Below are 21,072 nucleotides of genomic sequence, written 5' to 3' on the forward strand. Positions count from 1 at the left end.
TAAGGCGGCCCGCGCCTAGGGTGCCGGCTTGACCGGCACAGGACGGGTCAGGAGATCGACGTAGAAATCGAAGAAGCGCTTGTTGTCGAACTGCTTGACGACTTTCACCTTCTGCAGGAGGTCCGTCGGTTGTTTCTGCCAATAGCCGAGCGTGCGGCCATAGCCCGGTCCGAACGCCACGTCGACGTCGATATAGAGATCCTCGACCTTGGTGGCAAAGCCGGGATCGACCAGATAGGCGAGGGCGAGCGTGTCGAACACGCTGGCCTTGGCCTTGCTATCCTTGGCGAATTTCTTGGCCATCCAGCTGTCCCGGAAGAGTTTCTGGATCGGGCCGTCGCCCGCGGTGAGGCGATCGAACTCGGGCTTGGCGATCTGGGTGATGTCGGTGACATCGAGGGGAATGAGGGCTTGCTCGATCGGCTCGCGCATGACGATGCGGGCGGCTTCCGGATCGATCCAGACATTCATCTCGGCGGCGGGCGTGGTGTTGCCCTTCACGTCGACCGCGCCGGCCATGTAGACGATGCGCTTGATCAAAGGCACGATTTCCGGGTTCTTGCGGATCGCCAGGGCGATGTTGGTGGCCGGGCCGATCACCAGCAAAGAGACCTCGTGCGGATTGGCCTTGACCGTATCCACGATGAAGTCGACGGCGTCTTCCTTGCGCGGCTTGGCCTTACTGGCGAAGCCATCCGGCGGCGCGATCAAGTCTTCATCCCTCGGCTGCGGGCGATGGAACGAGGTCTTGTAGCTCTCCCCGAAGCCGAACAGGGCCCGTTCATGCTCGAAGCTCCTGGGGTCGTGGACGAGAGGCAGGTTCGCGCCGGCATAGACGCCGACCCTGTCCTCGATGCCCAGGCGCTCGACGGCGCGCAAGGCATCCGCGACTTCCTGTTTCAGCCAGTCATTGCCGGTGACCACGGTGATGCCCAGAAGGTCGATCGCCTTGTCCTTCTGCAGCTGGGCCGCCATGATCAGCACCTGGCCGTCATCGCCAATCGTCGAGAAATCCGTGTCGAGAATGACTTTCTCCGGCGCCGCATTGGCGGGCGAAGCCAGGAACGCGCCCGCGGCCAGCAGGACGGCCGCCATCAATCGTTTCATCGAAAATTTCCTCTCCTCAATGTCTGGCCTCGCCTGAAGAATGGCGGGCCATGCCGCTCGAGCGGCGGCGAGCCCACCTTCGAACCTGTGACAGGGGATGGCAAGCCGGCATGCGCCAAACCGGGCCGGCGCGGTGTGTTCCGTGCGAAACAGAAGATGGGCGGACGGGTGCTTCGCCGTGCTTGCGCCACAGCCATAGCCCGACTTTGCCATCATCGGCGGGGAGCTTGGCGTATCGCGACTCGATTGTAGAACGCCCGGGAGATACGCCGTGAAATCCGCTCTTCGCCTCGCTTTTGCGACGGCCAGCCTGCTGGCGCTCGCCGCGCCGATCCTGCCTGCCCAAGCGGCCTCGGAGCCGCAGCCGCGCCCGCGCGTCGAGGTTGCCTTCGTGCTCGACACCACCGGCTCGATGGCGAGCCTGATCGATGGCGCCAAGCGCAAGATCTGGTCGATCGCCAACGCCATCGTCGATGCCAATCCGGACGCCGAGATCCGCATGGCCCTGATCGGCTATCGCGACCGCGGCGATGCCTATGTCACCGACGTCCATGCCCTCACCGGCGACATCCAGGGGCTTTATGGCGATCTGGTTCAATACACCGCCGATGGCGGCGGCGACACGCCCGAATCCGTGAACGAAGCGTTGGACAAGGCTGTCCGCAGCCTGCAATGGGACAGCGGCGGACAGACCCGCAAAATCATCTTCCTGGTGGGAGATGCGCCGCCGCACATGGATTATCCGAACGCGCCGCGTTATCCCGAAGTCGTCAAGGCGGCCGTGGCCAAGGGCATCGTGGTCAACACGGTCCAGGCCGGCGATGCCGGCGACACCCGCCAGATCTGGCAGGACATCGCCCGCCGCGGCAATGGCCGCTATTTGCCGATCCCCCAGGATGGCGGGCAGATCGTCGAAATCCCCACTCCCTATGACGAGGACATCCTGCAGCTGCAGCAATCGCTCGACGACACCGTGCTGCCCTATGGCGATGGCGAAAGGCAGCAGGCCGTCCGCAACAAGATGGACCTGCGCAAGCAGGCTCCGGCACCGGCGCAGGTCGACAATTCCAGCTTCTACAGCAAGAAGGCCGGGCCCAAGGAGGTCGTGACCGGCGAGGGGGATCTCACCGCCGACATCGCCAATGGCCGCCAGAGCCTCGACAAGGTTGCCCTTTCAGCGCTGCCCAAGGTGCTGCAAGGCAAGTCCGAGGCCGAGCGCAAGGCCTATGTCGAAGAACAGCTCGCCAAGCGAAAGGGGCTGCAGGAGAAGCTCGCCGAGATCAATCGCAAGCGTGATGCCTTCGTGGCGGCCGAGCGCGCCAAAGCGGGGAGAAAGACAGCCGATTCCTTCGATTCGGCCGTGCAGGAAACGCTCAAGCAGCAGCTTTGAGGCGGCCTAGGTTCGGCCGTGGACACATGAATTGAATTGGCCCGGCTATTGTCATTGCCGGGCCTGGCCCAGATATCCGCCCCCTTTTCGGATAATGAAGGCGGCGGCGCTGGATGCCCGGGGCAGGCCGGGCATGCAAGGGCGGTGCTTCAGTTACTTCCAGGCAATGCTTACGGCGCCTTCTTGGCTGCCAGCCCGATCAGGCTCTGGAAGGCAGCGGCAGTGGCGTGGCCGTCGGCCCTGGCCTTGACCAGTAGCTTGTCCTGGTCCTGGGCGAACACGGCCTGCTGGATCTTGACGTCGAGGCCCGGTATCGCCGGCACGGAGGCCCGGGCCTTGTCCTCGTCGAGAGCCTTGGCCACGGCGACAGTGAAGCGCTGGTTGAGATTGCCGAGCAGGGCTGTCGCGATCTCCGTGATCTCGGGATCGCCGGTCTTGATCGTGGCTTCTCCCTTCACCCGCAGGGCGACCTGGCGCGGCGTCGGAATGTAGAGCTCGACAGGGATGGTGATGGCGATCCTGTCGGTGGCGATCTTGGTCTTGATCTTCTGCCCCAGCACCTTGGCGCAGCCCCAGGCCGTCACCTTGCCTGCGACGTCGATCACCGCCGTCTCGCCTTCGGCCCGAATATGGGCGCTGTCGATGGAGTTGACCACGAGATTGGGGCCCTTGCGGGCGCAGGCATCCTCGGGAAACGGTAATTTGCGGGCGATCGCCAGGGCATTGTCCTGCAGCGATTTCAGGTCGCCGGTGACGGCAAGGTCGAGGCTGACGCCGTCGCTCTCGTTCTTGCTGTCGAGGGAGGCCTGGATCGGAATGTCGAGTGGGATGCCGAAGACCGGCACGGATATCGTGGTCGGGCCGATATCGACGGCGGAAGCGGCCTGACCCATGCCGCAGATCAGGAGCGCCGCCAGGGTGCTTCGTGCCAAGATATGCCGTCTTGCCAAGATCGATTTGGCCGCCTCGAACCGCGTCATCGGCCTGCCCTCCCTACGCAACCCTCATCCATGGATGCAGGGCTTTTAGCACGGCCCGGCGAGGTTCCGGTAGCCATGGCCCGCCTGTCCTATTATGTCGGAGGCCTGTTTCGCCCTTTCGCCATTCTCTGGAAGTCATGCCATGTCCGATGCTCCAGCCCGCCTTGCAGAGGTTCGCCTTGCCATTGCCCGCGCTGAAGCCGATGCGCTGCGCCCCGCCGGCTCGGTGACCCTGGTCGCCGTTTCCAAGACCTTCGGGCCGGAAGCGATCGAGCCCGTGCTTGCCGCGGGCCAGCGGGTCTTTGGTGAGAACCGCGTGCAGGAGGCGCAGGGCAAATGGCCTGATCTCAAGGCTGCCTATCCCGATGTCGAGCTGCACCTCATTGGCCCGCTACAGTCCAACAAGGCCAAGGAAGCGGTGGCCCTGTTCGACGTGATCCATACGGTCGATCGCCCCTCGGTGGCACAGGCACTCGCCAAGGAAATCGCCAGGCAAGGCAGGGCGCCGCGCCTGCTGGTGCAGGTCAACACCGGCGAGGAAGCCCAGAAGGCCGGTGTCGCCCCCCAGGAGGCCGACGCCTTCATTGCGGCCTGTCGGGATGACTACGGCCTCGCCATCGACGGGCTGATGTGCATCCCCCCGTTCGAGCAGTCACCCGGGCCGCATTTCGCCCTGCTTGCCAAGATCGCCGCCCGCAACGGGCTTTCGCTGCTCTCGATGGGCATGTCGAGCGATTTCGAGACGGCTATCGAGGTCGGCGCCACCCATGTGCGGGTGGGCAGCGCCATCTTCGGGACGCGCTGAGCCCTTTTCCGGGCTTTTCGGGAAATCGCGCATGTCATCCCCGGCGGAGCCTTTGGCTCCGGGAAGGGGACCCGGGGGGCCACGCATATATCCCTTTAACCCCTGGATTCCCTTTCCGCCGCTTGCAGCGGCGCCGGGAATGGCAGGTCCGACATAGTCCGTTGATCTTATTGCGATAATGCTTCGTTGGGAGATGTGGGACCGCTATTTCTTGCTGCCGTCGCTGGCAGGATCGGCGAGGGGATAGCTCTTGTCGGTCAGGCAGGCGCGCAGCCAGGGGCTGTCTTCATCTTCACCGAGATCGGCGCTGATTTTGGATGGCGGCGTGCTCGTGCCGCTGGCATTGACGGTTGCGGCCGGCTGGAGGGTCCAACGCCGGTCGGCGGAGGGCTCGCCGCCGGGACAGGGGCTGTTGCCGTTCTCGTCGCCGCAGGTCGCGATGGTCTTGAGCTTGCCATCCACGACGTCGGCCACCGTCTGGGTCGTGTAGAGCGCATTGGTGGCGAAGTCGGTCGTCACGGAGCAGACCCGGTCCTTGTTCTGGTAGCTGCGCGTTCCCAGGCAGGTGTAGATCTGCTCGTTGCCGCTCGGAAGAAAGTCGCAATCCGCCCGGTAGCCCGCGAAGGGGCCGCCGGTGAACTGGGCGTTGAACCGGCGCTGCTTGTTTGCGATCTCGATCAGGCGCGGCAGCTTGGGATCGGTCTTGGAGACGTCGGTCAGATCGGCGGTGCGCGCCTCGATCGCCGCGAGCAGATTGTTCCTAGGCGCTTCCGCGTCGGAATCGTCGGCGTTTTCCGCCCCGTCCTCCTGGTCGAGGCGAAGATCCCGCCGCGCCAGCCAGTGTTTCTGGCTCTCGATCAGCATGGCGCGGATCTCGGGATCCTGGCTGGCCTTCAGGATCCTGGCATAGGCAGCGCCCATGGCGGCGTCAGCCTGCCGCAACGCTTTGTCGGCGCAGATGCGACGTTCGATCGAGGTCGAGGCCTTCCTGCAATCGATGGCGTGGGCGGGCAAGGCGTGGAATACGATGAGGGCGGCTATGCCGAAAGCCAGGCGTTTCATTGCGGATGTTCCAGGGTAAGGACGAAGGAGGGGCAGCGGAATCGGGAGCAAAGCGGGCGGCAGAGCGCAGATGTCAGCGGCTGCTGCGCTTGTAGATGCCGTCTATCACGCTGCCCTCGCCGCCGCAGATGGCTGCCGCATCGGCGCCGCGAACCGTGATCGTGCCATTGCCGAGCGAGAAGGCGAAGCCGAGGCCGGGTTTGGCCGCTTCGCCCTCTTCGTCGAGGCCGGCCACGATGTTGACCCGGGTAACCTTGCCGTCGAAGGCGCCGCCCGTGATCGAGCCCTCGGCAATGAAGCCGCAATCGGCAACCGTCGCCCCGCCGTTCGGAACGCCGCCGATGGCGGCGCTTACCCGCCAATGCTCGCCGCTGCGCTTGACGACGAGCGTGGCTTCGCCGTTCTGCCGGCGGACATAGGTGCCGGCGGCGTCCTGAATGCTCATGGCCGCCGTCGCATCGGCGAAGGCCATGGCGGCAATCGCACAGCCGGCTGCGGCGAAAATGATCTGCTTCATCAATAATCCTTGCTCTGAAATATCCCGCAGGCATCGCGCGGCGGACACTCGTCAGTCGATGATCATCACGGCATGGCGCGACAATCTCGGCAGCACCTTGCGGAACACCGCCGGCGCCACGGCGACGCAGCCGGCGGTCGGCGCGTTGTTCTCGCGCGAGACATGCCAGAAGATGGCGCTGCCCCGCCCTTTGACGATCGGCGCATCGTTCCAGCCGAGCGGCACGATCACGTCATAGAGCCGGTCGCCGCGCGTCAGCCTCTCCTCCGCGTTCTGGTCCAGGGGGCGCTGGATCAGCGTGTTGTAGCGCCGGTCGCAGACGTCGTCGCACCAGGCATCCTGCGGACGGATGGCGCGGAAGGCCAGCTGGCTGGGAATGCGGGGCGCGCGGTCCAGCCGCTGGAACAAGCCGCGGAGCGGCAGCGCGGCCCGGGGCGTGACGCCGTCCCCCTCGCGCTTGGTGGCCGCGACGCCGCTGCGGCCCAGCACGCAAGGGTAGGAAACCCCGCCCACCGTCAGGCGGCCGCGGCTGCGCGACAAGGGGGATGCCTGCACGCGAATGAGATCAATCTTGCGCTTCAAAGGCCGACTTCCAATTTTTTCACCGCAAATCCCTGTCGAAAGTGCAGTCCCGTGATTCACAAATCATGGCGCACGCCGTCATAATGCGATAGAGCGCTAGGGCGTTTTGCGATTTGTCGGAACCACCAAGATTCGCAAGGGCGCGTCAAGACAAAGAGCTGGAGCAAGGGCGGTTTCCTCAAAGCGCGCCTTGCTTTGGTATTCAAAGCGCGAAAGCATACCGGGTTTCCTGCCGCGCCCCCCGAGCGCCCAGGCAGATTTCTCCTGATCGATCGCTTTCGCCTTCTGGGGAATGTCATGTCCGGCAGCCGCAAAATTCTGATCGTCGACGATGATAATGAACTGCGCCAGGCGCTGGCGGAGCAACTGGCGCTCTATGACGAATTCGAGATCGATCAGGCCGAATCCGCCAGCCGTGCTGTCCAGATCGCCAAGACCGACCATCTCGATCTGGTAATCATGGATGTCGGCCTGCCCGACATGGATGGGCGCGAAGCCGTCAAGCTTCTGCGCAAGAACGGTTTCAAGTCGCCGATCATCATGCTCACCGGCCATGATTCCGATGCCGATACCATTCTCGGCCTCGAAGCCGGCGCGAACGACTATGTCGTCAAGCCCTTCCGCTTCGCCGTTCTGCTGGCGCGCGTGCGCGCCCATCTGCGCCAGCACGAGACGAGCGAGGACGCCGTGTTCAATATCGGGCCCTTCACGTTCAAGCCCGCCTCCAAGCTCCTGTTGACCGACAAGGGCTCCAAGGTCCGCCTGACCGAGAAGGAGACCTCGATCCTGCGCTATCTCTACCGGTCCGGCCAGAAGGCCGTGCAGCGTGACGTGCTGCTGCAGGAAGTCTGGGGCTATAATTCGGGCGTGACCACCCATACGCTGGAGACCCATATCTACCGCCTGCGCCAGAAGATCGAGAAGGACCCCTCAAACGCGGCACTGCTGGTCACCGAAGGCGGCGGCTACAAGCTCGTACCCTGAACCGGCACATTTCCACCAGAACTCCAATTCTTCTCGAATTCAAGGTCGCCAGTGGCACTCGAAGACGACATGGCATTGCTCGAACGGGTGGCGCTGTTCCGCGCCATGGACCGCGATGCCTTGCGCCTGCTCGCCTTCTCGTCCGAGACGAGGCGGCTGCGTGCCGGCGACACGCTGTTTCGCAAGGACGACATCTCCGAATATGGCTTCGTCGTCGCTTCGGGCGCGATCACCCTGATCGACGATGACGTCGCCACAGCCATTGTCGGGCCCGGTACCCTGATCGGCGAGATGGCCCTCTTGTCGGAAACCCGCCGGCCGACCACCGCGATCGCGCGGGAGGCCAGCGTGGTGCTGCGTGTGTCGCGCCAGATGTTCAGGCGCACGCTGGAGGAATATCCGGCGACGGCGGCCCGCATTGCCGACGAGCTTCGCCGGCGCGTGCAGGAGATGTCGGCCGATCTGGCCGGCGTCAAGGAGCGCCTGCGCCGGATCGGCGCCGATCCCGATCGCCGGGAAGGCTGATTCGCTCGCCTTTCGTTCAGGTGCCGTTCGCTTCCTTAAGGTGCCGTCGTAAATCGAACCCAGTTGTTCCGCTTTGAAACGCAGGTCTGCGCCGTTCAGATACGGTTCAGCTCCTCCTTGCTAATTTTTCATGATCAGAAATGACGGGAGCAAAGCGCGTTTTGGCAAGAACGCTTCTTTGCTCGAGTTCGTATTTTTGGCACGTCTTTGCGGTTCCGACGAATTGCAAGACGTTCAAGGAGAGTGCGGGATGAGAACGCCCATTGGGTTGATCTTCGCAGCTTGCTTTGCTGCGATTGGCTTCTTCGCCACGGTCCAGACTTCGTCGGCCATGCCTATAGCGCCGGCCGGCCAGACCAAGGCCGACGGCTTGGTGCAGGATATACGTTGGGGTTGCCCGCGCGGCTGGACCCCCAATCGCTGGGGACGCTGCGTACGCTATCGCAACTATTGGCGGCCCCGCTATTTCTACCGGCCCTATTACCGTCCCTATTACCGGCGGCATTATTATCGGCCTTATTATCGCCCCTACTACCGCCCCCGCTACTATCATCATCGCGGCTGGGGTTGGGGTCATCGCCGCTGGCATCGCTGGTAAGGGCGCGCTTCGCCACCCGAAAGACGCATGGTTTGCGGGCCGGTCTCAGGACCGGCCCGTTTTGCTGCCCGACGATGTCGGTGATTCGGGCGCCCTTTGTTCCAGGCGCGTACCAGGCCTTAAGCCGCGCTGCGGAAAACCTAGAGCGTTTTGCGATTAGACGGGGTCACCTAGAATCGCAAAGACGCGTCAGAACAATGAGTTAGAGCAAATAAGCGTTCACGCTTGAACGCGCTTTGCTCTAGGGACGGCGGCCCATTTCGGGAATTAACCCGTTCCGGCCGGAAGGAGGTGCCTGCGGCCCATTCCTCGGAGGCGAGATGGCCGGTGCGACGCTGGCCAGGTCGGCAGGGGGGATGCCGGAAGATCGCGGAACGCGGCGCGGCGGGACGGTCGGTGATTCGCTCCCGCTTCGTTCAAACAGCGTTCCAAACGTTAATGGCCTGCCGTGCAAGGCCGAAAGCCTGGCCCAGAATGGGAAACGCGTCCCCCGCCTCCATCCGCTTTGGCCCGCTAACGCTTAATCTGCCGGAACCACAACGCCGATGGCGGCCCACCTCCGACGACAGGCGAACGGAGTGCGAATTTGACCCGGGCAGCGATTCGGGCGCCTTTCGTTCGAGCCCCGTTCGGGGGGTTAAATTTTCGTCCATTCACGCCCATATTTGCGTTTCATGGCGAGACAGAACCAGATGCGTCTGGTACCAGAATGCAGGAAATGCGCGCAAAGCGCGTATTTCCTTGACGTCGCGGGGCATTGGGTGTCTGGCGAATCCTGAATCCGGGGCGCTCCGGCTGTCCCAAAGGCGTCTTGCGATTGGCGGGCCCGCGCCGAATCGCAAAGACGTGCCGAAACAAGGAGTTAGAGCGCTGAAGCGGTGCCGCTCAAACGCGCTTTGCTCCACAAGATGACGCCCGAAAGACCGCCGACCTTGATGCTGCCTCCCATCCTGCCTCCATCCGTGCGCTCACGCGGCGTTACAGCTGTGCTGGGGCCTACCAATACCGGCAAGACCTATCTGGCGATCGAGCGCCTGCTTGGCCATGGCGCCGGCATCATCGGCCTGCCTCTGCGCCTGCTGGCGCGCGAGGTCTACAACAAGCTGGTGGAGCGGGTGGGGGCCGAGTTCGTGGCGCTCGTCACCGGCGAGGAAAAGATCAAGCCGGACAAGGCTCGCTACTGGGTGGCGACGGTGGAGGCCATGCCGCGCGATCTGGAAGTGCCGTTCGTGGCGCTCGACGAGATCCAGATCGCCGCCGATCTCGAGCGTGGACACGTCTTCACCGACCGGCTGCTCAATCGCCGCGGCACGCATGAGACGTTGCTGCTCGGCTCGGCCACCATGAAACCGATCGTCGAGAAGCTGATCCCGGGCGTCAATATCGTGACCCGGCCGCGCCTGTCCCATCTCCTGTTCGCCGGCGACCGCAAGCTGACCCGCCTGCCGAGGCGAACCGCCATCGTCGCTTTCTCGGCCGACGAGGTCTATGCCATCGCCGAACTGATCCGCCGCCAGCGTGGCGGTGCCGCCGTGGTGCTGGGAGCGCTGTCGCCGCGCACCCGCAATGCGCAGGTGGCGATGTATCAGAACGGCGACGTCGATTTCCTGGTCGCCACCGACGCCATCGGCATGGGGCTCAATCTCGACGTCGATCATGTCGCCTTCGCCGGCGACCGCAAATTCGACGGCTATCAGTTCCGCCGCCTGACGCCGGCCGAGTTCGGCCAGATCGCCGGGCGCGCCGGGCGCCATGTCCGCGACGGTACTTTCGGCTCGACCGGGCGCTGCGATCCTTTCGAGCCGGAACTGGTGGAAGCCATCGAAGGCCACAGCTTCGACAGCGTGAAAGTGCTGCAGTGGCGCAATCCGGCCCTGAATTTCTCTTCGCTGGAGGCGCTGCAGGCCTCGCTGTCGGCAACACCCGAGGAGCAGGGATTGACCCGGGCTCCCGATGCCGACGATATCCGGGCGCTCTCCATCCTCGCCCGTGACGAGGAGGTCCGGCGTCTCGCCGAGGGCGGGCAGGCCGTGGCGCGCCTGTGGGAAGTGGCCGGGCTGCCGGACTATCGCAAGATTTCCCCTCATTCCCATGCCGACATCATCACGAATCTCTATGGATTTTTGATGCGGGAGGGTAAGGTCCCGGACGACTGGTTCGCCCGTCAGGTCGCCATGTCGGATCGGACCGACGGCGATATCGATACGCTCTCCACGCGTATCGCCCATATCCGAACCTGGACTTTTGCGGCAAATCGGCTTGACTGGCTGAAAGACCCCGCTCATTGGCAAGGTGTCACACGCAGTGTGGAGGACAAGCTCTCCGACGCATTGCATGAACGGCTTGCCCAACGCTTTGTCGACCGTCGCACCAGCGTGCTGATGCGGCGCCTTAGAGAAAACGCTATGCTTGAGACTGAAATTACCAAAACCGGCGATGTGATTGTCGAAGGGCAGCATGTCGGAACGCTGCAGGGTTTCCAGTTCGCGCCCGACCCGAGTGCCGGTGACGGTGAAAGCGGCCGCGCCTTGCGGGCCGCGGCGGCCAAGGCTCTGGCAGGCGAGATCGAGGCGCGCGCCCAGAAATTCGCGCAGGCGCCCGATACCGAATTCGCCCTGGCGGCCGATGGCACCGTGCGCTGGATCGGCGAGCCGGTGGCCAAGCTCATCGGCGGTGAGAAGCCGCTGACGCCGCGCATCCGCCTGCTGGCGGACGAGCAGCTGACCGGCCCGGCGCGCGATTCCGTGCAGACGCGGCTCGACATCTGGATCGGCAACCACATCACCCGCCTGCTCGGCCCCTTGCTGCTGCTCGACAAGGCCGAGGACCTGCAGGGACTGGCCAAGGGCGTCGCCTTCCAGCTCGTCGAGGCGCTCGGCGTGCTCGACCGCTCCAAGGTGGCGGAGGATCTCAAGCAGCTCGACCAGAACCAGCGCGCCTCGCTGCGCAAGCATGGCGTGCGCTTCGGGGCCTATCACATCTATCTGCCGATGCTGATGAAGCCGGCGCCCCGTGCGCTCGCTGCCCAGCTCTGGGCCCTGACCCATGGCGGTCTCGACCAGAAGGGGCTCGACGAAATCCCGCATCTGGCGGCGTCCGGCCGCACCTCCATGCCGGCCGACAAGACCATCGACAAGGGCCTCTATCGCCTGGTCGGCTATCGCGTCTGCGGGGAGCGGGCGGTGCGCGTCGATATTCTCGAGCGTCTCGCCGACCTCATTCGCCCGGCGATCGCCTATCGCCCCGGCACCACGGTGGGACAGCCGCCGGCCGGCACGGCCGATGGCGATGGGTTCGTCGCCACCGTGCAGATGACCTCGCTGGTCGGCTGCTCGGGCGAGGACTTCGCCTCGATCCTGCGGGGCCTGGGCTATCGCTCGGACAAGCGCAAGGGCCCGGCGATCACCCAGGAAATCCGGCTGCCGGCGCCGACCGAGCCGGCCGCGCCCGTCGAGGCTGCCGCATCCGAGGCGACGGAGGGCGCGGAAGCCGCCGCACCGAGCCAGGACGCTGCCCCGACGCCAGCCGAGATCGATGCGATGGAGGCTATCGGTTCGCCGCCGCATGAGCACAGCTTCCAGGAAGTCGCCGAGGCTGCCGGAGAGGTGACGAGCGAATCGCCCCAGGAAGCCATCTCCGGCGATGAGGCGCCAGCGGAGGAAATCCAGCCCTCGGAAGCTCAGATCTCGGAAGCCCAGGTCGCGGAAACCCAGGCCGCGGAAGCACTGGCCTCGGAACCCGAGGTTTCGGAAACGCTGTCCGCGGAAGCCCAGGCGGAGAAAACGGCCGGAACCGAGGCTGCGGCTTCTGAAGAGCCCGCGCAAGTGAGCGAGAGCATCGAAGGTGCCGAGGCTGCTACCGCTGCCGAAGCCTCTTCCGAGACACCCGCTGCCGAGGCGGTGGTCGAGGAGGTGCCGGAGATCGAGGTCTGGCGCCCCGCGCGCTTCGAGCGGCATCAGCGCCCGCATCATCACGGCCGTTCCCAGCAGGGCAACCGTCAGCCGGGCGCCGAGCGCAAGCCGGAGGCAGGGGGCGGCTTCCGCCGTGGCCGCCCGGCACCGGCGGAAGGCGCAGCGCCCGCCGAAGGCGCGGAGGCCCGGCAGGGCGAGCGGCCCAACCGCTTCGAGCGGCCGCGCCGCGACGATCGCGGCAATGGCCGGCCGCGGGAGGACAGGGGCTTCGGCGAGCGCAAGCCGGGCGGCGAAGGCGGGCGGCCTCGGGCTGATGCCCGTCCCGATCGCGGCCCGCGCCCCGATCGCGGTCCGCGTCCCGACCGGCAGGAGCGGGGCGGCGACCGCCCGCGCAACTGGTCGAGCGACTCCAAGCCGCAGGGAGGACGCGACTCCAATCGCGCGCCGGATCCGAACTCGCCCTTCGCCAAGCTGCTCGCCCTCAAGGAGCAGATGCAGGGCGGCAAGTCGGACAAGACCTGATCCATAGCGTTTTGCGGTTTGATGGAATCACCACGAATCGCAAAGACGCGTCTGAACGCGTTTTGCTCTAGGGGTCGACTTATGAGCCAGGCCGGAAGCCAGGATCGTCTTCGGATCGACAAATGGCTCTGGCATGCGCGCGTGGTGAAGACGCGCTCTCTGGCAGCAAAATTGGTGGCGGACGGCCATGTCCGCCTTAACGGCACGCGCACCGACACCCCGGCCAAGGCGGTCAAGGTGGGCGATGTCCTCACAATTGCCCTGGAGCGCACCGTCCGGGTCTATCGGGTTATGGACCTGGGCGAGCGGCGCGGCCCGGCCAGCGAAGCCCAGACGCTCTATGACGACCTGTCGCCCGAGCCGCCGGGCAGGCCGAAGGCTGTCATGGATGAAGACTGAGGGCTCGTGCTTTTCACGCGCCGCGCCGCAACCCTTACCCATTCGATCGATAATCCCTATATTCGTGATAGACAGGATGGACTTTTGTCCTGCGTGGAGCGAACAGGGCGATGCTGACGAACAAGGGAAAATATGGCCTCAAGGCGCTGGCGCACCTCGCCAGCCTTCCGGCGGGCGAAACGGCGCAAAGCCAGGAAATCGCGGAAGCCAACCGCATTCCCAAAAAATTTCTCGACGCGATCCTGGGTGAGCTGCGCGTGGCCGGTATCGTGCGCTCCAAGAAGGGCAAGGGCGGGGGCTATATGCTGGCGCGCGAAGCCAGCCAGATCAGCGTCGGCAATGCCATCCGCGTCCTAGACGGGCCGCTGGCGCCGATCGCTTGTGCCAGCCATACCGCTTATCAGCCTTGCCTCGACTGCCCGGATGTTCCAGGTTGCACCGTACGCCTTTTGATGCGGCGCGTGCGGGACCTCTCTTCCAACCTGCTCGATAACATGTCGGTGGAGGAGATGCGTCAGGCAGGCGGCAGGGAACAAGAGCTGACCTATTCGATTTGAGCTCCCTGCGGCTTTGGGCCCGAACCGGCAGGCTTACGTGCCGGGCGGGTTCATTTATTGTCATGGATATGGAGAGCATTCATGGAAAAACGTGCGATTGGACGGTCGGATCTGTCGGTTGCTCCGCTTGGCCTTGGTGGCAATGTCTTCGGCTGGAGCGCGGATGAGAAAGCCTCCTTCGCCGTCCTCGATGCTTTCGTCGGGGCTGGCTTCAACCTGATCGACACCGCCGATGTCTATTCGGCCTGGGTTCCCGGCAATCAGGGGGGCGAGTCCGAAACCATCATCGGCAAATGGATGAAGGCTCGCGGCAATCGCGCCGACATCGTGCTCACGACCAAGGTCGGCTCGGAAATGGGCCCCGGCAAGAAGGGCCTGTCGCGTGCCTATATCGTCCAGGCGGTGGAGGATTCGCTGCGCCGGCTGCAGACCGACTATATCGATCTCTATCTCTCCCATTGGGAGGATCCGGAGGTCGAGCTCGAGGAAACACTCGGCACCTATGCCGAGCTGGTCAAGGCCGGCAAGGTGCGCGTGATCGGCAATTCCAACCATGGCGTCAACACCATGTTCAAGGCGCTGGCGATCAGCACCAAGGAGATGTGGCCGCGCTTCGAGAATCTGCAGACGCAATACAATCTCTATGATCGTTCCGGCTATGAGAGCGAGCTCGAGGCGTTCTGCCTCAAGAACGAGATCGGCGTGACCAGCTATTTCTCATTGGCCAAGGGCTTTCTTTCCGGCAAATATCGCAGTGAAGCCGATTTCGCCAAGAGCAATGCACGCGGCGGCGACATGAGCAACTACCTCAATGAGCGCGGGCTGCGCATCCTCGCTGCCCTGGATGCCGTGGCCGCGGCCAAGAACGCCACGCCCGCGCAGGTCGCCATCGCCTGGCTGATCGCAAGGCCCGGTATCGTTGCCCCGATCGCTAGCGCCACCAGCGTCGAGCAGCTTTCCGACCTGGTCAAGGCGACCGAGCTCAATCTCGGATCGGCCGAGATCGAGCAGCTCACCAAGGCGAGCGCATAATTTTAGCTGCGATGTCGAAAGCGAACGGTATGACGCGTCATTGTCGAGCCGGCGCATAATGCGCCGGCGGACATAGGAGAGAACCATGCAGTTCGCTATTCTGATCTACAGTTCCGAAGAGGCCATGCAGAAGGTGGAGCCCGCCAGCAAGCAGGCGATGCTGGCAGCCTATCAGTCCTATACGCAGGCCCTGCAATCGGCCGGGATCCTGCTGGGCTGGAATCGCCTGCGCCCGACGGCGGCGGCCACCTCGGTGCGGATCGCGGATGGCAAGACCCAGGTGCTGAACGGCCCCTATGCCGATACCAGGGAACAGCTGGGCGGTTTCTACCTCATCGATGTGGCGGATCTGGATGCGGCGATCGGCTGGGCGGCGCGGTGCCCGAGTGCTGCCGTCGGCACCATCGAGGTCCGGCCGATATGGGATCCGAAAGACTACTGAGCCGGACGGCCCGGCTGGTGTCCTCAGCGCCCGCCGCCGCGCTTGCAGAAACCGTCGCGCGACGCAGCTATGGCCGGCTCGTCGCTCTTCTGGCGGCGCGTTCCGGCGACATTGCGGGCGCGGAGGACGCCCTGGCCGACGCCTTTGCGGCAGCCCTGGAGCATTGGCCGGCGGGCGGAGTGCCCGCCAACCCCGAGGCCTGGCTGCTGACGACGGCTCGCCGCAGACAGATCGACGCCGCCCGCCGCGCCAAGTTGCGCGGCGAGAAGGCGGACGAGGTTACCCACCATATCGAAACCCTCGCCTTGGGGCAGGGCGAGCGGCATGCCATCCCCGATGAGCGCCTGCGCCTGATGTTCGCCTGCGCCCATCCGGCGCTCGATGTGTCCGTGCGCGCGCCGCTGATCCTGCAGGCGACATTGGGATTCGATGCCGGGGCCATCGCCAGCGCCTTCCTGGTCTCGCCGGCGGCCATGAGCCAGCGGCTGGTGCGCGCCAAGCTCAAGATCAAGCAGGCCGGCATTCCCTTCAGCATTCCCGAGCCCGAGGAGTTGCCCGGCCGTCTCGATGCGGTGCTGGAAGCCGTCTACGCCGTCTATGCCGAGGGCTGGGCCGATCCGGAGGGCTCCCAGGCTCGCGAGCGCAATCTGTCGGGGGAAGGCATCTGGCTCGGCCGGCTGCTGGTCTCGCTCCTGCCGGACGAGCCGGAGGTGCTCGGCCTGCTTTCCCTGATGCTGCATGCCGAGGCGCGCCGGGAGGCCCGCCGCGGCAGGTCGGGCGACTATATCCCGCTTGAGCAGCAGGATACGTCGCTGTGGAATGGCGTTCTCATCGAGGAGGCGGAAGCCCTGCTGGCCGAGGCCGGCCGATCCGGGCGGATCGGGCGTTATCAGCTTGAAGCAGCGCTGCAGTCGGCTCATGCGCATCGGCGCATCTGTGCAACCACCGACTGGGCGGCGATCGCGACCCTCTACGAGGCGCTCGTGCTGCTGACGGCCTCGCCGGTCGCCGCGATCAACCATGCCGTGGCCCTGGCACGTCTGGAGGGGCCGGAGGCAGGCCTTGCCGCGCTCGATGAGGTCGTTCGCGACCGGCGTATCGCCGACTACCAGCCCTATTGGGCGGCGCGGGCGGACCTGCTGGTGCGCGCGGCGCGTCCGGAGGAAGCCCGCGACGCCTATTCGCGGGCGATCGGCCTGGAGAGCGACCCCGCCATCCGACGCTATCTGCAGCGGCGGCAGGCGGATCTGGGGGCGTGATCGCGGAGCGGGGGAGCAGGCCGGATACTGAGGCTCACCCTTACACCAAATCGCGAAATCCCGGCCCGTCATTGCGAGCGAAGCAATCCAGCAACTCGCAGGCCTGGAGTTCGGGGCTCCAGGATTGCTTCGCTTCGCTCGCAATGACGTTCGATGAGTCGAATTCAAAGCGTACTGCTATTACTCTCTACGTCGCGCAGGCTTTGCGAAACGAAGCGAGTGGGCAATGCCCCGCAAACCGCCCTCAGGACTGCTTGGCAAAGGTCTCGTCGAAGGAATAGCCGGCGCCGCGCACGGTGCGGATCGGATCGATCTCGCGGGTGCGGTTCATCGCCTTGCGCAGACGCCCGACATGCACGTCGACCGTGCGCTCGTCGATATAGACGTCCCGTCCCCAGACGCTGTCGAGCAGCTGTTCGCGCGCGAACACCCGGCCCGGCGCCTGCATCAGGAATTCGAGCAGGCGGAATTCGGTTGGGCCGAGGCGGATCTCGCGATTGCCGCGATGGACACGCTTGGTCTCGCGGTCGAGCGAGATGTCGCCCGCCTTGAGCAGGGAGGCGACATGGTCGGGCTTGGCCCGGCGCAGCAAGGCGCGCACGCGGGCCGAGAGCTCGGGCACGGAGAAGGGCTTGACGACATAGTCGTCCGCGCCGGTGGCGAGGCCGCGCACGCGTTCGGTTTCCTCGCCGCGCGCCGTGAGCATGATCACGGGCAGGCGTTCCGTCTCCGGCCGCATGCGGATGCGGCGGCACAGCTCGATACCGGACAGGCCCGGCAGCATCCAGTCCAACAGAACCAGGTCCGGCACACTTTCGCGTAGGCGGATTTCGGCATCGTCCCCGCGTGCGACGCTATCCACCTCATAGCCTTCGGCTTCGAGATTGTAGCGCAGCAGCAGGGTCAGCGCTTCTTCGTCCTCGACGATCAGAACTTTGGGAGGCATGGCCTATCCCTTGTTATTTAGCCGGCACAGGAAGGTCGACGAGATCGGTGCTGTTGTCCGCCTTGGGCCGCTCGCCGGCCGGCGATTCACCGGTCACGAGATAATGGACCGTCTCGGCGATGTTGGTGGCGTGGTCGCCGATGCGCTCGATGTTCTTGGCGCAGAACAGAAGATGGGTGCAAAAGCCGATATTGCGCGGATCTTCCATCATATAGGTCAGCAATTCGCGGAACAGCGAGGTGTACATCGCGTCGATCTCGCCATCGGAACGCCAGACGGAGAGGGCCTCGTCGACATTGCGCTGGGCGAAGGCATCGAGCACCTGCTTGAGCTGCTCGAGTACCAGATCGGCCATGTGATCGAAACCGCCGAAGAGCTGCGTCGGCTGGATATGGCCATGGATCGCCACCACGCGCTTGGCGACGTTCTTGCCGAGGTCGCCGATACGCTCGAGGTCGTTGGCCACGCGCAGGGCCGAGACGATCTCGCGCAGGTCGAGCGCCAGTGGCTGGCGCTTGGCGATCACCAGGATGGCGCGGTCCTCGACCTGGCGCTGCAGCTTGTCGATCGCGGCGTCGAGTTCGATCACCGCCTTGGCGCGCTGGGTATCGCGCTTGAGCAGGGCCTCGACGCTGTCGGCTACGCTCTTTTCGGCATAGCCACCCATTTCGGCGATCATGTTGCGCAGTTCGCGCAGTTCCTGATCGAAGGATGTAACGATATGGTCGGACATGCCGCCTCCAAATGAATTCGACGCTGGCCGGGGATCAGCCAAAGCGGCCGGTGATGTAGTCCTGCGTACGGCTGTCGTTCGGGGTGGTGAACATCTTGTTGGTCTGGCCGACCTCGATGAGGTCGCCCAGATAGAAGAAGGCCGTGACATCCGCGCAACGCGCCGCCTGCTGCATATTGTGCGTGACGATGACGATGGTGAAGTCCCGCTTCAATTCGTCGATCAGTTCCTCGATCTTGGCGGTCGAGATCGGATCGAGAGCGGAGGTCGGTTCGTCCAGCAGCACGACTTCGGGTTTCACCGCGATGGTGCGGGCGATGCACAGGCGCTGCTGCTGGCCGCCGGACATGCCGAGCGCCGAAGCGTGCAGGCGATCCTTCACTTCGTTCCACAAGGCGGCCTTGGTGAGGCACCATTCGACGCGCTGGTCCATCTCCGCCTTGGAGATCGACTCATGCAGGCGCACGCCGAAGGCGATGTTGTCATAGATCGACATCGGGAAGGGCGTGGGTTTCTGGAACACCATGCCGATGCGTGCGCGCAGCACCGCCGGATCGATCTCCTTGCCGATGACGTTCTGGCCGTCGAGCAGCACGCGCCCCTTGGCGGTCTGCCCCGGATAGAGGTCGTACATGCGGTTGAGCACGCGCAGCAGGGTGGACTTGCCGCAGCCGGAGGGCCCGATCATGGCGGTGACATGGCGGTCCATCATGTCGAGATTGATGCCTTTGAGGGCATGCTTCTCGCCATAGTAGAAGTCGAGGTTTTCGACCTTGAGCTTCACGGCCGCAGCCGGATCGACGAGGGGGCGTTCGGCAACCGCGATGGAGGCTTGGGGGGTAGCGGACATGGGAGCACTCATTTCTTGGGAGCGAGCACGAAGCGGGTCAGGATGTTGAGCGCCAACACGCCGGCGGTGATGAGGAGGGCGCCGCTCCAGGCTACCGAGACGGCCTTGGGATCGGGATAGGGCGCGAGCTGGTAGATGGCGGCCGGCAAGCTGGCGAAAGCCTTGCCGAGGTCGAGCGACCAGTTGGAATTGCCGAAGGCGGTGAGCAGCAGCGGTGCCGTCTCGCCGGCGGCGCGGGCCAGCGCCAGCAGGATGCCGGTGACGATGCCGGTGCGGGCCGAGCGCCAGGTCACGAACATGATGACCTTCCACATGGGCGATCCCAATGCGAACGCGGCCTCACGCAGGCTGATCGGCACCAGGGCCAGCATGTCCTCGGTGGTGCGGACCACCACCGGCAGCACGATGATGGCGAGGGCGACCACGCCGGCCCAGCCGGAAAAGCCGCCGGTCGTCACCACGATCATCTGATAGACGAACAGGCCGATCAGGATCGATGGCGCAGAGAGCAGGATGTCGTTGATGAAGCGCACTGCGTCGGCGAACTTGCTGCCACGGCCGGCTTCGGCGAGGAAGGTCCCGGCCATGATGCCGATCGGGGCGCCAAGGAGCAGCGCCAGCAGCACCATGGTGAGCGAGCCGACGATGGCGTTGCGCAGGCCGCCATCGGCCATGTCCTTGGTGAAGAGGTCGAGCGTCAGCGACGGCAGACCCTCGCGCAGCAGCGTGTAGAGGATCCAGGCGAGCGCCAGCAGGGAGACCGCGGCAAAGCCGGTGGAAACGGCCTTGTAGAGATAGTCGACGGTGCGGCGGCGGGCGAGGCGGGAGCTGCTATGGACGACATTGGCCATGATATTCTCCCTTACTTGGCGTTGGTGCGCACGAGCATGCGGGAGATCGCAAGCACGATGAAGGAAATCACGAAGAGCACGAAGCCCAGCTCCAGCAGCGACTGGCTGCGCAGGGAGCCGGCGGGGGCGTCCGGAAATTCGTTGGCGATGGTGGAAGCGATGGTGGCGCCGGAGGAGAACAGCGACGCCGATATGCGGTTGGCGTTGCCGATCACGAAGGTCACCGCCATGGTCTCGCCAAGGGCGCGTCCGAAGCCGAGCATGACGGCGCCGACCAGAGCCGTGCGGCCATAGGGCACCGAGACGTTGCGGAAGACCTCATAGGTGGTGGCGCCGACGCCGTAGGCCGATTCCTTCAGCATGGCGGGCACGGATTCGAGGATTTCGACGAACATCGCGGTGATGAAGGGGATGATCATCAGGGCGAGGATGATGCCGGCGGTGAGCATGCCTGCGCCATTGGTCGGCCCCTTGAAGAGATAGCCGAGCACCGGCACGTGGGAGAGCACCGAAATGATCGGCGGGTAGATCGTGCTCGCCAGGATCGGCGCCACGATCAGCGAGCCCCACATGCCGAAGATGATCGAGGGCACGGCGGCCAGGAGCTGGATGGCGATGCCGATCGGCCGGCGCACGCTCTGCGGCGCGATCTCGGTCAGGAAGAAGGCGATGCCGAACGACATCGGCAAGGCTATGAGCAGGGCGAGAAAACCGGTGAACAGCGTGCCGTAGATCATCACGGCCGCGCCGAACTTTTCGGTAACGGGATTCCAGGCCGCGGACCAGTAGAAGCTGGGGCCGAAATGGGCGAGCGCAGGCCAGCCGCCATAGAAGAGCAGCACGACGATCGAGCAGAGCAGGATCAGCACCAACGCGCCGCAGCCATAGAGCGCGGCCTTGAAGATGGGATCCAGATTGGCGCCCGGCACGGTCTTGGCGCCCGGCGAGGGCGACCCTTGCGCGACCTTTGCCTGCGAGGCCGAGGGGTCCAGCGAAGTGTCGGCGATGGCGCTCATAGCG

General features: G+C 64.8%; 21 protein-coding genes. 11 read left to right on the forward strand and 10 right to left on the reverse strand.

Going from position 1 to position 21,072, the window contains the following annotated elements:
* Positions 1-15: 15 nt before the first annotated feature.
* On the reverse strand, positions 16-1,107 hold the full coding sequence (locus tag C5L14_RS22110) for a nucleoside hydrolase (RefSeq protein ID WP_105864252.1): 1,092 nt from the start codon (positions 1,105-1,107) through the stop codon (positions 16-18).
* A gap of 271 nt (positions 1,108-1,378) precedes the next feature.
* Here C5L14_RS22110 and C5L14_RS22115 point away from each other — a divergent pair, with 271 nt between their 5' ends.
* Complete coding sequence (locus tag C5L14_RS22115) at positions 1,379-2,497, forward strand: vWA domain-containing protein (RefSeq protein WP_105864253.1); 1,119 nt, start codon at positions 1,379-1,381, stop codon at positions 2,495-2,497.
* A gap of 170 nt (positions 2,498-2,667) precedes the next feature.
* Here the strand turns inward: C5L14_RS22115 and C5L14_RS22120 are convergent, their stop codons facing one another.
* Complete coding sequence (locus tag C5L14_RS22120) at positions 2,668-3,477, reverse strand: hypothetical protein (protein WP_105864254.1); 810 nt, start codon at positions 3,475-3,477, stop codon at positions 2,668-2,670.
* Between the two features lie 142 nt (positions 3,478-3,619).
* On the opposite strand from C5L14_RS22120, the gene C5L14_RS22125 reads away from it, so the two are divergent.
* Positions 3,620-4,282 (forward strand): YggS family pyridoxal phosphate-dependent enzyme, encoded by a 663-nt coding sequence (locus tag C5L14_RS22125; RefSeq protein ID WP_105864255.1) that lies wholly within the window; start codon positions 3,620-3,622, stop codon positions 4,280-4,282.
* A 204-nt stretch (positions 4,283-4,486) separates the two neighbouring features.
* On the opposite strand, the gene C5L14_RS22130 is transcribed toward C5L14_RS22125, so the two are convergent.
* The 3 genes from C5L14_RS22130 to C5L14_RS22140 all read right to left on the reverse strand — a co-directional run bounded on the left by C5L14_RS22130 (position 4,487) and on the right by C5L14_RS22140 (position 6,443).
* The gene (locus C5L14_RS22130; RefSeq protein ID WP_105864256.1) at positions 4,487-5,344 is read right to left on the reverse strand and encodes a lysozyme inhibitor LprI family protein; all 858 of its coding nucleotides are present in this window, start codon (positions 5,342-5,344) and stop codon (positions 4,487-4,489) included.
* Positions 5,345-5,417: 73 nt separating this feature from the next.
* Complete coding sequence (locus C5L14_RS22135) at positions 5,418-5,861, reverse strand: hypothetical protein (protein WP_105864257.1); 444 nt, start codon at positions 5,859-5,861, stop codon at positions 5,418-5,420.
* A gap of 51 nt (positions 5,862-5,912) precedes the next feature.
* Positions 5,913-6,443: a L,D-transpeptidase family protein gene (locus C5L14_RS22140; RefSeq protein ID WP_105864258.1), complete on the reverse strand. Its 531-nt coding sequence runs from the start codon at positions 6,441-6,443 to the stop codon at positions 5,913-5,915.
* 297 nt (positions 6,444-6,740) lie between these two features.
* Between C5L14_RS22140 and C5L14_RS22145 the strand changes: the two genes are divergently transcribed.
* The 9 genes from C5L14_RS22145 (at position 6,741) to C5L14_RS22185 (ending at position 16,672) form a co-directional block, all read left to right on the forward strand.
* On the forward strand, positions 6,741-7,427 hold the full coding sequence (locus C5L14_RS22145) for a response regulator transcription factor (RefSeq protein ID WP_105864259.1): 687 nt from the start codon (positions 6,741-6,743) through the stop codon (positions 7,425-7,427).
* A 69-nt stretch (positions 7,428-7,496) separates the two neighbouring features.
* Positions 7,497-7,952 (forward strand): cyclic nucleotide-binding domain-containing protein, encoded by a 456-nt coding sequence (locus tag C5L14_RS22150; RefSeq protein ID WP_245443497.1) that lies wholly within the window; start codon positions 7,497-7,499, stop codon positions 7,950-7,952.
* Positions 7,953-8,202: 250 nt separating this feature from the next.
* Entirely contained in the window at positions 8,203-8,550 is a 348-nt protein-coding gene (locus C5L14_RS22155; RefSeq protein ID WP_105864261.1) for a hypothetical protein, read from the forward strand.
* A 935-nt stretch (positions 8,551-9,485) separates the two neighbouring features.
* Positions 9,486-12,983 (forward strand): helicase-related protein, encoded by a 3,498-nt coding sequence (locus C5L14_RS22160; RefSeq protein ID WP_105864462.1) that lies wholly within the window; start codon positions 9,486-9,488, stop codon positions 12,981-12,983.
* An 81-nt stretch (positions 12,984-13,064) separates the two neighbouring features.
* Entirely contained in the window at positions 13,065-13,382 is a 318-nt protein-coding gene (locus C5L14_RS22165; RefSeq protein ID WP_105864262.1) for an RNA-binding S4 domain-containing protein, read from the forward strand.
* A 110-nt stretch (positions 13,383-13,492) separates the two neighbouring features.
* The gene (locus C5L14_RS22170) at positions 13,493-13,939 is read left to right on the forward strand and encodes an RrF2 family transcriptional regulator (protein ID WP_105864263.1); all 447 of its coding nucleotides are present in this window, start codon (positions 13,493-13,495) and stop codon (positions 13,937-13,939) included.
* An 81-nt stretch (positions 13,940-14,020) separates the two neighbouring features.
* Positions 14,021-14,971: an aldo/keto reductase gene (locus C5L14_RS22175; protein ID WP_105864264.1), complete on the forward strand. Its 951-nt coding sequence runs from the start codon at positions 14,021-14,023 to the stop codon at positions 14,969-14,971.
* 85 nt (positions 14,972-15,056) lie between these two features.
* Complete coding sequence (locus C5L14_RS22180) at positions 15,057-15,413, forward strand: YciI family protein (protein ID WP_105864265.1); 357 nt, start codon at positions 15,057-15,059, stop codon at positions 15,411-15,413.
* 17 nt (positions 15,414-15,430) lie between these two features.
* On the forward strand, positions 15,431-16,672 hold the full coding sequence (locus C5L14_RS22185) for an RNA polymerase sigma factor (protein WP_245443498.1): 1,242 nt from the start codon (positions 15,431-15,433) through the stop codon (positions 16,670-16,672).
* A 244-nt stretch (positions 16,673-16,916) separates the two neighbouring features.
* Here C5L14_RS22185 and phoB read toward each other — a convergent pair whose 3' ends face one another.
* Genes phoB through pstC form a run of 5 tightly spaced genes read right to left on the reverse strand, consistent with a single transcriptional unit; the run spans position 16,917 to position 21,068 of the window.
* Positions 16,917-17,618 (reverse strand): phosphate regulon transcriptional regulator PhoB, encoded by a 702-nt coding sequence (gene phoB, locus C5L14_RS22190; RefSeq protein WP_068299173.1) that lies wholly within the window; start codon positions 17,616-17,618, stop codon positions 16,917-16,919.
* A 13-nt stretch (positions 17,619-17,631) separates the two neighbouring features.
* Positions 17,632-18,351 (reverse strand): phosphate signaling complex protein PhoU, encoded by a 720-nt coding sequence (gene phoU / locus C5L14_RS22195; protein WP_105864267.1) that lies wholly within the window; start codon positions 18,349-18,351, stop codon positions 17,632-17,634.
* Between the two features lie 34 nt (positions 18,352-18,385).
* A complete protein-coding gene (gene pstB, locus C5L14_RS22200; protein WP_210203282.1) occupies positions 18,386-19,213 on the reverse strand; it encodes a phosphate ABC transporter ATP-binding protein PstB in 828 nt (275 codons plus the stop codon).
* The gene (gene pstA, locus C5L14_RS22205) at positions 19,210-20,052 is read right to left on the reverse strand and encodes a phosphate ABC transporter permease PstA (RefSeq protein ID WP_105864269.1); all 843 of its coding nucleotides are present in this window, start codon (positions 20,050-20,052) and stop codon (positions 19,210-19,212) included. The genes pstB and pstA overlap by 4 nt, the downstream gene beginning before the upstream one ends.
* Before the next feature lie 11 nt (positions 20,053-20,063).
* Entirely contained in the window at positions 20,064-21,068 is a 1,005-nt protein-coding gene (gene pstC / locus C5L14_RS22210; RefSeq protein WP_105864270.1) for a phosphate ABC transporter permease subunit PstC, read from the reverse strand.
* Positions 21,069-21,072 lie beyond the last annotated feature (4 nt).

The organism is Labrys okinawensis (assembly GCF_002982075.1).
Classification (GTDB): Bacteria; Pseudomonadota; Alphaproteobacteria; order Rhizobiales; family Labraceae; genus Labrys; species Labrys okinawensis_A.